Origin of the sequence: Streptomyces sp. NPDC048734 (genome assembly GCF_043198675.1) — a bacterium.
GTDB lineage: Bacteria > Actinomycetota > Actinomycetes > Streptomycetales > Streptomycetaceae > Streptomyces.
Map to the genome: position 1 here is coordinate 1 of NZ_JBICUZ010000015.1, position 14,285 is coordinate 14,285.

Sequence of the window (14,285 nt, forward strand, 5' to 3'; positions counted from 1 at the left end):
TCCTTGCCCCCGGAGAACAGGATCACCGGGTTCTCGAACTCCCCCGCCACCTCCCGGAAGATGTGCACCGCCTCCGACTCCAGGGAGTCCAGGTGGCTGAGGGCGTACGGGGAGTCCGTGCCCCCCTCGGTCCGTGCGACGGTCGTCACACCAGTCCCCTCTCGTTGAGCAGGGCGTACACCGACGCCGCGGACTCCTTGACGGTCTGGTTCTGGGACTCGATCCGCAGATCGGGCCGCTCGGGGATCTCGTAGGGGTCGTCGACCCCGGTGAGCCCGGTCAGCTCGCCCGCCGCCTGCCTGGCGTACAGGCCCTTCACGTCCCGCTCGCTGCACACCTCGACCGGGGTCGCCACGTGCACCTCCAGGTACGCCGTCGCGCCCTCCTCGTGGCGCGCCCGGACCGCCTTGCGGCTGTCCGCGTACGGCGCGATCACCGGCACGAGCGTCTTCACACCGTTGCGGGCGAGCAGTTCGGCGAGGAATCCGATGCGCTGCACGTTGGTGTGCCGGTCCTCGCGGCTGAAGCCGAGGCCCGCGGAGATGAACTCGCGGATCTCGTCGCCGTCGAGCACCTCGACGCGGTGGCCCTCCTCGCGCAGCCGAGCGGCCAGCTCGTACGCGATGGTGGTCTTGCCGGCACTCGGCAGACCCGTGAGCCAGACGGTGGCTCCGGTCGTCACGTGATTCTCCTGGGTCGCAGTGATCGCTCCTGTCACCACAGTGGCGACAGGAGCTGTGGGAGTCGTGTGGATCGCCTCGGCGCCCGTCATCCGTGCAGTCCGCACTCGGTCTTCGCGCGGCCCGCCCAGCGGCCGGCGCGCGCGTCCTCGCCCTCCAGGACCCGGCGGGTGCAGGGGGCGCAGCCGACGGAGGTGTAGCCGTCCATCAGCAGGGGGTTGGTCAGTACGCCGTGCTCGGCGACGTAGGCGTCCACGTCGTCCTGGGTCCAGCGGGCGATGGGGGAGACCTTGACCTTCCGCCGCTTCTCGTCCCAGCCGACGACCGGCGTGCCCGCCCGGGTCGGGGACTCGTCGCGGCGCAGCCCGGTCGCCCAGGCCCGGTAGTCCTTCAGGCCCTCTTCCAGCGGCCGCACCTTGCGGAGCGCGCAGCACAGGTCGGGGTCGCGGTCGTGCAGTCTCGGCCCGTGCTCGGCGTCCTGCTCGGCGACCGTCTGCCGCGGGGTGAGGGTGATGACGTTGACGTCCATCACGGCCTCGACCGCGTCCCGGGTGCCGATGGTCTCGGGGAAGTGGTAGCCGGTGTCGAGGAAGACCACGTCCACGCCCTTGCGCACGCGGGAGGCCAGATGGGCCACCACCGCGTCCTCCATGGACGAGGTCACGCAGAACTCCTCGCCGAAGGTGTCCACGGCCCACCGGAGGATCTCCAGCGCGGAGGCGTCCTCCAGGTCGCGGCCCGCCTGCTCGGCGAGCGACTTCAACTCCTCTGCGGCACGCGCTTCCTGAGTCGTCGTCATATCGCCTCCCCTCCGTTGTCGGTGCGCCGGACCCCCCGGGCGAGCAGCCCGAGGAACTTCAGCTGGAATGCGCGGTTGCACGCGCCGCATTCCCAGGCTCCGTGGCCTTGCTCACTGGGACGCAGGTCCTCGTCGCCGCAGTAGGGGCAGTGGAAGGGGGCGGCGCGCTCGCTCACGACAGGGCCTCCTCGCCGGCCCGCGCGGCCCACACCGCGAACCGCTCGCCGTCCTCGCGCTCCGCCTGGAACCGCTTGAGCACCCGCTCGACGTAGTCGGGCAGTTCGTCCGAGGTGACCTTCAGGCCGCGGACCTTGCGGCCGAAACCGGCCTCGAGACCGAGCGCTCCGCCCAGGTGCACCTGGAAGCCCTCGACCTGCTCACCCGCGTCGTTGAGGACCAGTTGGCCCTTGAGGCCGATGTCCGCCACCTGGATGCGGGCGCAGGCGTTCGGGCAGCCGTTGAGGTTGATGGTGATCGGTTCGTCGAACTCCGGGATGCGGCGCTCGAGTTCGTCGATCAGGGTGGAGCCGCGCTGCTTGGTCTCGACGATGGCGAGCTTGCAGTACTCGATGCCGGTGCAGGCCATCGTGCCACGCCGGAACGGGGAGGGCTTGGCGGTCAGGTCCAGTGCCCCGAGGGCCTCGACCAGCGACTCGACCCGGTCCTCCTCGACGTCGAGGATGATCATCTTCTGTTCGACGGTGGTCCGGACCCGGCCCGAGCCGTGCGCCTCGGCCAGGTCCGCGATCTTCGTCAGGGTGGCGCCGTCCACGCGGCCGACGCGCGGTGCGAAACCGACGTAGAAACGGCCGTCCTTCTGGCGGTGCACGCCGACGTGGTCGCGCCAGCGCCCGGCGGGCTGGGCGGGGGCGGGGCCGTCGAGGAGCTTGCGCCGCAGGTACTCGTCCTCCAGGACCTGGCGGAACTTCTCCGGACCCCAGTCGGCTACCAGGAACTTCAGGCGGGCGCGGTTGCGCAGCCGCCGGTAGCCGTAGTCGCGGAAGATGGAGACGACGCCCTCGTGCACGTCCGCGACCTCGTCCAGCGGCACCCAGGCGCCGAGCCGAACCCCCAGCTTGGGGTTGGTGGACAGGCCGCCGCCGACCCACACGTCGAAACCGGGGCCGTGCTCGGGGTGCTCGACGCCGACGAAGGCGACGTCGTTGATCTCGTGCGCCACGTCCAGCAGCGGCGAACCGGAGACCGCGGTCTTGAACTTGCGGGGCAGGTTGGAGAAGGCCGGGTTGCCGACGATCCGGCGGTACATCTCCTCGATGGCCGGGGTGCCGTCGATGATCTCGTCCTCGGCGATGCCGGCGACGGGCGAGCCGAGGATGGTGCGGGGCGTGTCACCGCAGGCCTCGGTGGTGGACAGGCCGACCGCCTCCAGGCGGTTCCAGATCTCCGGCACGTCCTCGATGCGGATCCAGTGGTACTGCACGTTCTGCCGGTCGGTGATGTCCGCGGTGCCGCGCGCGAACTCCTGCGAGATCTCGCCGATCACCCGCAGTTGACGGGTCGTGAGCCGGCCGCCGTCGATGCGGACCCGCAGCATGAAGAACTCGTCGTCCAGCTCCTCCGGCGCCAGGATCGCGGTCTTGCCGCCGTCGATCCCGGGCTTGCGCTGGGTGTAGAGCCCCCACCAGCGCATCCGCCCGCGCAGGTCGCTGGGGTCGATCGAGTCGAAGCCGCGCTTGGAGTAGATCGTCTCAATGCGTGTCCGCACATTGAGACCGTCGTCGTCCTTCTTGAACTGCTCGTTGCCGTTGAGCGGGGTGAAGTGCCCCGCGGCCCACTGACCCTCGCCGCGGTGACGGCTCACCTTGCGGCGGGGCGCTGAGGCGGCAGGGTTGTCGGGGGTGGCGGCCATCGTGAATACGTCCTTCGGGACAGTGACGGGAAGGGGCCGACGCGGGGCGCCGTCCATGGGGAACGGTGGTCGGGTGCCGGGCGGACGGACCTGACCTGCGCAGGCGTGAGCGCACCGGGGCACGTGTGCGCGTCGTTGCGCGGAGGGGATGCTGGAGGGGGCTGTCGGCGGGGCTTCGGCTCGTCAGCTCGCCGGACAGATGGCGCTGGACATGCGGCCGAGATCGACGTGCCGCCGACTCACCAAGGCAATTCCAGTTCCAGACATGACGGAAGCGTGTCACGGCGATCTGGACACAGTCCAGCTTCGTCCGTCATGTGGACACCCTGGTCCCGTTATGTGAGACCAGGGTGGTGTCGGTCACATGCTGTGCGTGATGTCTTGTCGACGCAGGTCAGACGGGGTATGCGCCCGGCCAGGGACCCGGAGCGGCCACCTCGGGCTTCTCCTCGACCGCGGTGTCGAACAGCCTGAACCCGCGGCGCCGGTAGTTGTCCATCGCGTGCTCGCCGTCCAGGCTGCACGTGTGCAGCCACACCCGCTTGGTCTGCGGCAGCCCCGGCCAGCGGTCCGCGAGGTCCCAGGCGCGCGCGGCGCCGTACGACAGCAGGTGGCCGCCGATCCGCCGCCCCCGGAAGGCCGGGATCAATCCGAAGTAGACGATCTCGACGGCCCCGTCGTCCTGCGGTTCCAGCTCCACGTACCCCGCGGGCGTCCCCCGGTCGTACGCCACCCAGGTCTCCACGCCCGGCCGGTCCAGATGCTCCCGCCACCGCGCGTACGACCAGCCCAGCCGGTCGATCCAGCGGATGTCCCCGCCCACGGAGGCATACAGGAAACGGCTGAACTCGGGCGAGGCCACCGCGGAGCGCACGATCCGCACGTCGCCCTCGGGCGCGGCGGCCGGCCGCAGGTCGCCCGGCGCGGTCTGCTCCAGGGACCAGGTGGTCACGGGGATGTCGGTCATGCCCGTCAGGGAATCATCTACTCCGCGGATCTGTCGATCGAGGCCAGCGGCAGCGCGAACAGCACCCGGCCGGACTGCGTCCACACGTCGCCGGTCTGGGCCCAGTACGACAGCGACTCGGTCCGTGGGCTCCAGCAGTCCCGGCTGTCGTCGGCGCCGCAGCGCGCGGCCCGCGCGCCGTCCGCGTCCTGCCGCCACAGCGTCCCGCGACCGTCCTCGGCGCCGCCCCGGCTCACGTACCAGCCGTCGTCGTGCGCCAGCACACCGCGCACCCCGTTCGCCTCGGTCCGGTACGCCTGCGTCGCGCCGACCCGTCCCGCCGGGTCACCGGCGAGGAGACCGGCCCGGCCGGGCGCGGTGTCGAAGGCGTACCGCCACAGCCGGGCGCCCCGGTCGTCGTCGAGAGTCCACTCCCCGGCGACGAGGGTGTCCGGCGCGGTGCTGCGGTCCAGGGACACGGTGGCCGGGCGCGGGGCGTCGGGGCCGCCGCTCAGCCGGTAGGAGGCCACGGCCGGCAGGACGTAGGGGGCACCGTGCGCCGACCAGCCGCCGGGCACCCGGCCGACCGCCGCGCCGGCGACCGTGGCGCGGTGGATGCGGTTGACGTCGTACACGTACAGCGCGGCCCGGTCCCCGTCGCCGGCGGTCACCAGCAGCTTGTCCTGGTACCAGACCATGCCGGAGACCCGGGAGACCAGGCCCCGGTAGTCGCGCCCCCCGTCCACGGGGACGGCCAGCAGCGCCCAGGTGTAGGAGAGGCGGTCCGTGTCGTCCGCGTCCACGAACGCCACCCGGGCCAGACCGCGGTCGGCGACCGGGCCGGAGCCGCGCGACCAGCCGGAGACGATCACCCGGTGCGCGCCCCACAGGCCGTCGTCGTCCGCGTCCCCGGAGGTGGTGACGGCGCCCGGCTCCCAGCCGGCGGTGTCGTCGGCGTTCCAGCAGTACGCGCGGGTGGCCGTCGGGGAGACGGGCAGGGCGTCGCGCTCGCCCCCGGTGCAGTCGGCCGCGTCGCGCAGTGAACGGGCGGCGCCGCTCAGCGCCTCACCGACACCGACCGACGGGCCCATCCCCGCGGCGAGCCGGTCCAGGGCGGCCGGCGGCACCGCCTCCTCCGTCAGCCGCAGCGCGGCCGTGTCGGCCGACGACGTGAGCGGTTCCAGGGCGCCGGGACCGTCGGAGACCGTGGCCTGGGAAGCACTGATCATGGTGGCGGCCGCGGTGAGCGCGAGGGCGGTTCCCGTCAGGAAACCGCGCAGCACCCTGCCCCGCCTGCGCCGGCGATGTCGGCCACGCTGCTTCATTCGTCCTCCCGAGACGGGCCAACTGCGCCTGACGATCCTTGCGTTGCCCGAGGAGCAGGTGGGGTGACCCGTAGAGGGATGCTACGGCAGTCGGCCCCCGTGAGGGGGTGAAGACCTCATATCCGTACGGAAACTCCGTACGGAAACAGGGAGGGAGCGCCGGAAGGGGACCCGCCGGGCCCGCTCCTCCCGTTCCCGCCGGTCACGGTACGGGCCGGGCCCGCTCCACGAGCGCCCGCAGGTCCAGCGTGTGGGGCAGCGTCCCGAAGGCGGCGCCGCCGTCGCCGCCCAGCCGCGAGGCGCAGAACGCGTCGGCCACCTCCGGCGGCGCGAACCGGACCAGCAGCGACCCCTGCAACACCAGCGCGAACCGCTCCGCGATCCGCCGCGCCCGCGCCTGCGCACCGTCCAGATCGGCCAGTTCGGTCAGCAGGTCCTTGATCGCCGCGTCCAGCCGGTGATCCGCCCCGCGCGCCCGCCCCACCTCCTGGAGGAACGCGTTCAGCGCCTGCGGCTCGCGCCGCAGCGCCCGCAGCACGTCCAGCGCCTGGACGTTGCCCGCGCCCTCCCAGACCGAGTTCAGCGGCGACTCGCGCACCAGCCGGGGCATCCCCGACTCCTCCACGTACCCGTTGCCGCCCAGGCACTCCGCGGCCTCCACCGTCACCGGCGTACACCGCTTGGTCACCCAGTACTTGGCGGCCGGCACCGCGATCCGCAGCAGCGCCCGCTCCTGCTCGCCGCCGTCGTCGCAGGCCGCCGCGAGCCGCAGGCCGAGAACCGTCGCCGCCTCCGACTCGAGCGCGAGATCGGCCAGCACATTGCGCATCAACGGCTTGTCGGCGAGTTTCCCGCCGAACGCCTCCCGGTACGCGCAATGGTGCACCGCCTGCGCGACGGCCGCCCGCATCAGCCCCGCCGACCCCAGCACACAGTCCAGCCGGGTCGCCGCCACCATGTCGATGATGGTGCGCACCCCGCGCCCCTCCTCACCGACCCGGCGGGCCCACGTCCCGTCGAACTCCACCTCGGCGGAGGCGTTCGACCGGTTGCCCAGTTTGTCCTTGAGGCGCTGGATCAGGAACGGGTTGCGCGTGCCGTCCTCCAGCACGCGCGGCACCAGGAAGCACGTCAGCCCCTCCGCGGCCTGCGCCAGCACCAGGAAACCGTCCGACATCGGCGCCGAACAGAACCACTTGTGCCCCGTCAGCACATACGTTCCGGCCTCGGCCAGCGGCCGCGCGGACGTCGTGTTCGCCCGGACGTCGCTGCCGCCCTGCTTCTCCGTCATCCCCATCCCGAACAGTGCCCCCGCCTTGTGCCGGGCGGGCCGCAGCTCCCGTTCGTAGATCGTGGACGTCAGCCGCGGCACCCACTCGGCCGCCAGCTCCGGGTCGGTGCGCAGCGCGGGCACCGCCGCGTGCGTCATGGACAGCGGACAGCCGTTCCCGGCCTCCACCTGCGTCCACACCAGGAAGCCCGCAGCCCGCCGCACGTGTCCGCCCGGACGCGTCCAGGCCGCGGTCAGCCCCGCGCCGACCCCCTTGCCCAGCAGCCGGTGCCAGGCGGGATGGAAGGCGACCTCGTCGACGCGGTGCCCGTAGCGGTCGTGCGTGCGCAGCTCGGGCGGATTCTCGTTCGCCTGCACCGCCCACTCGTGGAGCTGTGCCGACCCGGCGGCCCGGCCCAGCGCCGACAGCTCGCCGCGCGCCTCGTCGAGCAGTTCCGGATCGAGGTGCCGCTCCACCGCGGCCACCAGGGCCCGGTCGGTGCCGTAGACGTCGTGCCCGAGGAGGGGAGGTGGCTGGTTGCTCACGGTGTGCGTACTGCCTGCCATACCGGGAAGGTACCCGCGCGCGCACCGGTCATGGCCGTGAGGGCCCGGAACGCGCCGCACGGCGCGTGCAGCCCGGCCCGACGCGAGGACGGCCCCGGGACGGGCCGGGGTGGACCAGGGCGGACCAGGGGCGGGCCGGGACGGACCGGGGTGGGTCACCGGACCGGGGACGGGGCGCCGGGCCCGGCTCGTGGTGGCGGGCCCCACCGGAGGTGAGGGCGGCCCCGCACGGCGGATACCTTTAAGGCGTGCAGCCAGCAAGTCAGTCACCCGAGCAACCCGAGGCACCCGGCGGGCGTCTTCATCGGGCGCGTGCCCTCTACCGGAACGTCTCCAAGCGCAGGACCGCCTGGCTGCTGGTCAAGGACACGGTCAACTCCTGCATCGAGTACCGCATCCTCGGCCTCGCCGCCGAGGCCGCCTTCTTCACGCTGCTGTCCGTGCCGCCGCTGCTGCTCAGCCTCATCGGCCTGCTCGGTTACGTCGACGACTGGACCGGCACCGACACCATCAGCAGCCTGGAGGCCAACCTCCTCGACGCCTCGCGCACCGTCCTGTCCGAGAAGGGCGTCGCGCAGATCGCCCAGCCGATCCTCGACGACGTGATGAAGGGCGGCCGCCCCGACGTCATCTCCATAGGCTTCCTGTTCGCCCTCTGGTCCGGCTCGCGCGCGGTGAACGTCTTCATAGACACGATCACCGTCATGTACGGCCTCGACGGCGTGCGCGGCATCGTCAAGACCCGGCTGGTGGCGTTCCTGCTGTTCGTCGCCGCGCTGCTGATCGGCTCGATCGCGCTGCCCCTGATGGTCGCCGGACCCGACGCCGTCGTACGGATCGTGCCGTGGTCGGCGACGGTCGTCCAGGTCCTCTACTGGCCCGTCGTGATCGTCCTGTCCATCGCCTTCCTGACCACGCTGTACCACGTGTCCGTGCCGGTGCGCTCCCCGTGGATCGAGGACGTGCCCGGCGCGCTGGTCGCCCTCGCCATGTGGGTGCTCGGCAGCTTCCTGCTCCGCATCTACCTGGAGAACACCATCGAGGGGGCCACCATCTACGGCTCCCTCGCCGCCGCCGTCGCCGTCCTGCTGTGGATCGGTGTGTCCGCGTTCGCCGTGCTCGTCGGCGCCGCCATGAACGCCGCCATCGACCGCGTCTGGCCGGCCGCCGCGACGGCCGCCGTCCGCGACGCCAACGAGCGGCTGCGGCAGGAGGAGGCCGCCGAGTACGTCGCCCGGGTGGCCGCCGCCCGGATCCACGAGGACCCCGACGACCCCGACATGCCCTCCGAGTTCCCCGAACGCTGGTCCCGGTTCCTGCCCCCGGAGGACGTCACGGGCCGCCTGCGCACTCACGCGAAGACCTCGCCGAAGGGGAGCGGGGGCGGGGAGGAGTGCCCGCCCCCCGAGAGGTGACGTCGGCGCGGATGCCGCCGGTGCGTGCCCTCGGCGACCTCGGGCGGCACCTGCGGGATCCACGGCGACCGCGGACGGCGCGGGCGCGCCCGCGGTGACCGTGGCGTCACACCCAGGCGCCGGCCGCCGCGGCCTCCTTCGCATATGCGGTGAAGTCGCGCGGCTCGCGGCCCAGCACCCGGCGCACCCCGTCCGTGAGCTGCGCGTTGCGCCCGTCGAACAGTTCCTCGAACAGCCCGACCAGGAAGTCGGCCTCCTCGCCCGGCATCCCGGACCGGGCCAGGCGCTCCCGGTACTCCCGCGCCGGCACGGTCCGGTACGACAGTGCCCGCCCGGTCACCGCGGCGATCTCCGCGACCGCCTCGCCCCACGCGACCAGCCGCGGCCCGGTCACGTCGATCTCCCGCCGTGCGTACCGGTCCCCCGAGGTCAGCGCGGCCACCACCACGTCCGCGATGTCCCGTACGTCGACGAAGGGCTCCCGCAGCCGCTCGGCGGCCGGGAACACCAGCCCGCCGCTCAGACGCAGCTCCTCCGCCAGCGGGCCCTCGCTGAAGTTCTGGGTGAACCACGCGGCCCGCACGATCGTCCAGTCGGCGCCCGACCCCCGCAGCGCCTCCTCGGCCGGCCGTGCCTGCTCCTCGCCCCGCGCGGACAGCAGCACCAGCCGCCGCACGCCCAGACGGACGGCTTCCCGCGCGATGTCCCCGACCGCCGGGGCCGCCTCCGGGGAGCCGACGTCCGTCGGGAACGCCAGGTAGGCGGCCGTCGCGCCGCGCAGCGTCCCCGCCCACGTCGAACGGTCCCGCCAGTCGAAGCCGGTCGCCCGCGAGGCCGCCCGCACGGTGAGCCCCGCCGCCCGCGCGGCCGACGCCACGCGGCCGCCCGTACGGCCGGTCGCGCCGGTCACCACGACCGTCGTCCCCGCCGCGCCCGTCCCTGCGTCCGCCGTCGTGCCGGTCGTCGTGTCCGCCGTCGTGCCCGTCGTTCCGCTCGTCGGGTCCGTCGGGTCCGTCGGGTCCGTCGGGTCCGTCGTTCCGCTCGTCGTGTTCCGTGCCGCGTTCTGTGTCATGACGCCAGTCAACGGCCGTGCGGCGCGAGGGCCCATGGCCGAACGGCTCATTCCCATAAGCGCGCGTCTACGCTGGCCGCATGGACGCTGCCCCACGCTCGAACGGGCTCACGCGGGGTGACCCCCTCGCGGGCCTGCTGGAAGGTCCACGCGCGCGTGGCGCCCTCATGATCCGCGCGTGTTTCGACCCGCCGTGGGCGGTACGGGTCGAGGACCGCGCCCCGCTGACGATGATGCTCATGGTGCGCGGCGAGGGCTGGGTCGTGCCCGACGAGGGCGAGCGGGTCCGGCTCACCGCGGGCGACCTCGCCGTCGCCCGCGGTCCCGGCGCCTACCTCTGCGCCGACGACCCCGCCACGGCCCCACAGGCGCTGATCCTGCCCGGAGGGCGGTGCGCCCACCCCGACGGCCGGTCCCTGAACGGTTCCATGGACCTGGGCGTGCGCGCCTGGGGCGACCGGCTGGACGGCTCCACCCTGCTGCTCATCGGGACGTACATGGTGGAGGGCGAGATCAGCGGGCGGCTGCTGAGCGCCCTGCCGCCCCTGCTGTCCCTCACCTCCGACGCGTGGCCGTACCCGCTCACCCCGTTGCTCATGGAGGAGATCGGCCGCGACGAGCCAGGCCAGGAGGTCGTTCTGGACCGGCTGCTGGACCTGCTGGTGATCGCCGCGCTGCGGACATGGTTCTCGCGGCCGGAGGCGGAGGCGCCCGCCTGGTACCGGGCCATGTCCGACCCCGTCGTGGGCCGGGTCCTGCGCCTGGTCCAGGACGACCCGGCCCACCCCTGGACGGTGGCGTCCCTGGCCGTGAAGGCGGGCGTCTCCCGGGCCGGCCTGGCCCGCCGCTTCACGGAGCTGGTCGGCGAGCCCCCGATGACCCACCTCACCGGCCGGCGCCTGGCCCTCGCCGCCGACCTCCTGCGCGACACCGACGAGACGATCGGCGCGATCGCCCGCCGGGTCGGTTACGGCAGCGCCTTCGCCCTGTCCAGTGCGTTCAAGCGGGTGTACGGCGTCAGCCCGCAGGAGCACCGGGGCCGGGTGACGGGGGCCGGTCTCCCCGCCGGGGGCGGCGCGTAGCCTGGCCCCGTGTACGAGGAACGGCCCTCCCGGCTCGCCGGTGCGGTGGTGTGGACCAGCACCCCGACGGGCGGCACCCCGGGTCCCGTGCTGCCCGACGGCTGCATGGACCTGTTGTGGAACGAGGGCAGGCTGATCGTCGCCGGACCCGACACCCGTGCGTACGTCCCGGACGGCCCGGCCACGCCCTGGGCGGGCGTGCGCTTCCACCCCGGCACCGCGCCCGCCCTCCTCGGCGTGCCCGCCCACGAACTGCGCGACCGGCGGGTGGAGTTGACCGACCTGTGGCCCGCGGCCGAGGTGAGGCGGCTGTGTGCCGGGATCGAGGCCGCGGGACACCCGGCGACCGCGTTGGAGGAGCTGGCGCTGGAGCGGGCCGCCCCACCCGACCCCGTACTGCGCCGACTGGTGACCGCGCTCGCGCAGGGCCGCCCGGTCGCCGCCGTCGCGGAGGAACTCGGACTCGGTGCACGACAGTTGCACCGGCGCTCCCTGCACGCCTTCGGCTACGGCCCCAAGACGCTGGCCCGTGTCCTGCGTCTCCAGCGCGCCCTGGCCCTGGCCCGGCGGGGCGTGCCGTACGCGGACACCGCGACCCGCGCCGGCTACGCCGACCAGGCGCACTTCGCCCGGGACGTCAAGGAACTGAGCGGCATGACGCTGACGGTGCTGCTGGGCCGGTGAGCCGGGGCCGAGAGGTCGGGGACCGGTCAGGAACCGTCCAGAGGTGCGAACAGGTCGACTTCGTGACCGTCCGGGTCCTGTACGACGGCGTACCGCTGACCCCAGAAGGCGTCCCACGGCTTCAGCTCCCCCGCGTACCCGGCCCCCACCAGTTCCCCGTACACCGCGTCGACCTCGGCCGGGTCCTCGCAGCGCAGCGCGAGGGCGTGCCGGCCGCCCCGGGCCGGGGTCCGCCGGCCGGGGTGGAAGGACCGGACGGTGTCCTCGGTGTCCAGCAGCAGCCGCAGCCCGCCCGGCAGCACGGCCTCGGCGTGCGGCTCCCGCTCGGCGCCCTCGGGGAACGCGAGGCCGAGCCGGCGGTAGAAGACGACGGAGGCGGCCATGTCGGAGACGACCAGGCCGATGGCATCGAATCGTGGACTCATGCCGCCCACCGTAGGCAGGACCGTCCGACGGGTCTTGAAGGAAACGGACCCGCCGTCCCGCGTCGGCCAGGTCACCGGAAACACCACGACGGTGGAACACCTGTGCGGCAGGATGGCCGGATGATCCGTACCGTGCGTCTGTTTCCCGCACTGCTGCTGGGGTCCGCGCTGCTCACCGCCTGCGGCAGCGAACGGGTCGGCGCCGCCGACCCCGCCGAACTGGCGTCCCGCGCGCAGGCCCTGGGCATCGCGCCGGAGGCGGTGTACGTCACCGACGCCCCCGGTCACACCCTCGCCCGGCAGTCCGTCGGCGTGCTCGGCGACGACGGCTTCTCCGCCGTCTACGTCTCCCCGCAGAAGGGGACACAGGTGCAACTCGCCGTCGACCGGGGCACGATGACCGCCGCCACCTGCGAACGGCAACCCGGCGGCGAGTCCGCCGCGGAGCCCGTCACCTGCGTCCGCGACGGAGACGGCTGGTACCGCAGTGCCGGGCGGTGGGCGGAGTATGCCGTCCCGAAGAAGGACTTCGTCGTCCGTGTCGGCGGCACGGACGTACCCCGGGCCGTCCTGCGCGAGGCCGCCGGTCACCTGCGCCGCCCCTCCGCCGGCGAACTCGACGACCTCCTGCCGTCCGCACCGGCCGGCGGTGGCCCGGCGGAGCGCGGCCCGGTGGAGCGCGGCGACCTGCCGTCGTTCGGTGACGGAGCCCCGGACAACGACGTCGACGCGGGGGGATGAGAGACCGCGGAGCCGGAGGCACCGCGGGCGGCCGTACCGGATGTGTCACCGGCCCGGCGGTGCGGTGCTCGCCCGCTCCACCAGCCGTGTGGACAGTTCCGTGCGGGTCCCCTCCGGGTGCTCGCCGTCCATCATCCGCACCAGCAGCCGCAGAGCCGTCGCCGCCATCTCGGCCAGCGGCTGGCGGACGGTCGTCAGGGCCGGCGTGGCCCAGCGGGACTCGGGCAGATCGTCGAAGCCGACCACGCTGATGTCGTCCGGGACCCGTAATCCCCTTTCCGCCGCGGCCTCGTAGACACCCAGCGCCATCCGGTCGGAGCACACGAAGACGGCCGTCGGCGGCTCGGGGAGGTCGAGCAGCTCGCGCATGCGGTGACGGGCCACGGACTCGTCGAAGCCGGCGTGGCGGACGTACTCCGGGCGGTGACCGAGACCCGCCGAGGCCAGGGCGGAACGGTAACCGGCCACGCGGGCGGTGCTGCACATCCTGCGGCGCGCTCCGGCGATCACCGCGATCCGCTCGTGACCGAGGGCCAGCAGGTGCTCGGTCGCCGTCACGCCCCCCTGCCAGTTCGCCGCGCCCACCGACACCACGCCCGGCGGCGGCTCCAGCACCGGGTCGATCATCACGAACGGGATCCGGTGCTGCTCCAGCCACAGGTACTGGGGCTCCGTCAGCTCGGCCAGGTCGAACAGCACGCCGGCCGAACCGCGCGCGGTGAGCTTGTCCAGCCAGCCCCGCTGTGGCCGGCCCGCCCGGGTACGCGACAGGGTGGCCGAGACGACCACGTCCAGGCCGGCGTCGTGCGCCGCCTCCTCCACGCCGTGCAGGACCGCACCCGACCAGGAGCTGGCCAGGGACCGCACCACGAGATCGACCAGCCGGGGCGGCTTCGTCGGGTCGAAACGGGGCCTGCGCACGTAACCGAGCCGGTCCAGCGCCTCCGTGACACGGCGTCGGGTCTCGGGAGCCACGTCCTCGCGGCCGTTGACCACCTTCGAGGCGGTGGGCACGGACACCCCCGCCTCGCGGGCCACGACCGCCAGGGTCGGCCCGGCCGCCACGCTCGCACTGCCCGTGCGGACCATCGGGAACCACCTCTCCGGCCCGCCCGAGGGCCAGCGAACGTTCGACCACCGCCCTTTCGGAGCCGATCTTGACCGACGGCTCGCAGAAAGCGCTTGCTATCCTAGGTGTGCCGCGGCGTGGCGTGAAGACGTGGGGAGATGCGGGGAACGGTTGCGCGGTGCGGATGGGCGTGCGGCTGCCGCTGCGGGTGCGGGTGCGGCGGGGCAAGGGCGGCGGGGGGGGGGGGCGGCCGGGGGGCGGGGGCGCGGCGCCCCGCCCCCGCCCCCCCCCCGCCCCCCCCCCCCGCCCCCCGCGCCCCCCCCGGGCGGGGGCCCCCGCG

15 protein-coding genes and 1 pseudogene are annotated in these 14,285 nt (G+C 73.6%); 4 read left to right on the top strand and 12 right to left on the bottom strand.

The annotated features are described in order from the left end of the window. The 9 genes and pseudogenes from ACGFQC_RS29740 to ACGFQC_RS29780 all read right to left on the bottom strand — a co-directional run. A pseudogene (locus tag ACGFQC_RS29740) lies at nucleotides 1-149 on the bottom strand (sulfate adenylyltransferase small subunit); the annotation flags it as partial. Further along, complete coding sequence (gene cysC, locus ACGFQC_RS29745) at nucleotides 146-682, bottom strand: adenylyl-sulfate kinase (RefSeq protein ID WP_393288922.1); 537 nt, start codon at nucleotides 680-682, stop codon at nucleotides 146-148. The gene cysC and the pseudogene ACGFQC_RS29740, both read right to left, overlap by 4 nt. A gap of 86 nt (nucleotides 683-768) precedes the next feature. After that, on the bottom strand, nucleotides 769-1,479 hold the full coding sequence (locus ACGFQC_RS29750) for a phosphoadenylyl-sulfate reductase (protein ID WP_363091462.1): 711 nt from the start codon (nucleotides 1,477-1,479) through the stop codon (nucleotides 769-771). After that, nucleotides 1,476-1,655 (bottom strand): hypothetical protein, encoded by a 180-nt coding sequence (locus ACGFQC_RS29755; protein ID WP_363091463.1) that lies wholly within the window; start codon nucleotides 1,653-1,655, stop codon nucleotides 1,476-1,478. Before ACGFQC_RS29755 ends, ACGFQC_RS29750 begins: the two co-directional genes overlap by 4 nt. Continuing rightward, a complete protein-coding gene (locus tag ACGFQC_RS29760; RefSeq protein WP_363091464.1) occupies nucleotides 1,652-3,349 on the bottom strand; it encodes a nitrite/sulfite reductase in 1,698 nt (565 codons plus the stop codon). Before ACGFQC_RS29760 ends, ACGFQC_RS29755 begins: the two co-directional genes overlap by 4 nt. A gap of 183 nt (nucleotides 3,350-3,532) precedes the next feature. Beyond that, nucleotides 3,533-3,616: a putative leader peptide gene (locus tag ACGFQC_RS29765; RefSeq protein ID WP_309486338.1), complete on the bottom strand. Its 84-nt coding sequence runs from the start codon at nucleotides 3,614-3,616 to the stop codon at nucleotides 3,533-3,535. Between the two features lie 127 nt (nucleotides 3,617-3,743). Continuing rightward, complete coding sequence (locus ACGFQC_RS29770; protein ID WP_363091465.1) at nucleotides 3,744-4,316, bottom strand: GNAT family N-acetyltransferase; 573 nt, start codon at nucleotides 4,314-4,316, stop codon at nucleotides 3,744-3,746. 17 nt (nucleotides 4,317-4,333) lie between these two features. Then, the gene (locus ACGFQC_RS29775) at nucleotides 4,334-5,620 is read right to left on the bottom strand and encodes a hypothetical protein (RefSeq protein ID WP_363091466.1); all 1,287 of its coding nucleotides are present in this window, start codon (nucleotides 5,618-5,620) and stop codon (nucleotides 4,334-4,336) included. Nucleotides 5,621-5,822: 202 nt separating this feature from the next. Further along, a complete protein-coding gene (locus tag ACGFQC_RS29780; RefSeq protein WP_363091467.1) occupies nucleotides 5,823-7,457 on the bottom strand; it encodes an acyl-CoA dehydrogenase family protein in 1,635 nt (544 codons plus the stop codon). Nucleotides 7,458-7,705: 248 nt separating this feature from the next. On the opposite strand from ACGFQC_RS29780, the gene ACGFQC_RS29785 reads away from it, so the two are divergent. Continuing rightward, nucleotides 7,706-8,872, top strand: coding sequence for a YihY/virulence factor BrkB family protein (locus tag ACGFQC_RS29785; protein WP_363091468.1), 1,167 nt, complete (start codon nucleotides 7,706-7,708; stop codon nucleotides 8,870-8,872). A gap of 106 nt (nucleotides 8,873-8,978) precedes the next feature. On the opposite strand, the gene ACGFQC_RS29790 is transcribed toward ACGFQC_RS29785, so the two are convergent. Then, a complete protein-coding gene (locus tag ACGFQC_RS29790) occupies nucleotides 8,979-9,944 on the bottom strand; it encodes an NAD(P)H-binding protein (protein WP_363091469.1) in 966 nt (321 codons plus the stop codon). An 80-nt stretch (nucleotides 9,945-10,024) separates the two neighbouring features. Here ACGFQC_RS29790 and ACGFQC_RS29795 point away from each other — a divergent pair, with 80 nt between their 5' ends. Then, a complete protein-coding gene (locus tag ACGFQC_RS29795; RefSeq protein ID WP_363091470.1) occupies nucleotides 10,025-11,026 on the top strand; it encodes an AraC family transcriptional regulator in 1,002 nt (333 codons plus the stop codon). 9 nt (nucleotides 11,027-11,035) lie between these two features. Beyond that, nucleotides 11,036-11,710: a helix-turn-helix transcriptional regulator gene (locus ACGFQC_RS29800; protein WP_363091471.1), complete on the top strand. Its 675-nt coding sequence runs from the start codon at nucleotides 11,036-11,038 to the stop codon at nucleotides 11,708-11,710. Between the two features lie 26 nt (nucleotides 11,711-11,736). Here ACGFQC_RS29800 and ACGFQC_RS29805 read toward each other — a convergent pair whose 3' ends face one another. Then, a complete protein-coding gene (locus ACGFQC_RS29805; protein ID WP_363091472.1) occupies nucleotides 11,737-12,135 on the bottom strand; it encodes a VOC family protein in 399 nt (132 codons plus the stop codon). Nucleotides 12,136-12,255: 120 nt separating this feature from the next. On the opposite strand from ACGFQC_RS29805, the gene ACGFQC_RS29810 reads away from it, so the two are divergent. Beyond that, the gene (locus ACGFQC_RS29810; protein WP_363091473.1) at nucleotides 12,256-12,876 is read left to right on the top strand and encodes a hypothetical protein; all 621 of its coding nucleotides are present in this window, start codon (nucleotides 12,256-12,258) and stop codon (nucleotides 12,874-12,876) included. A 45-nt stretch (nucleotides 12,877-12,921) separates the two neighbouring features. Here the strand turns inward: ACGFQC_RS29810 and ACGFQC_RS29815 are convergent, their stop codons facing one another. Continuing rightward, complete coding sequence (locus ACGFQC_RS29815) at nucleotides 12,922-13,965, bottom strand: LacI family DNA-binding transcriptional regulator (protein ID WP_363091474.1); 1,044 nt, start codon at nucleotides 13,963-13,965, stop codon at nucleotides 12,922-12,924. Nucleotides 13,966-14,285: the final 320 nt, after the last annotated feature.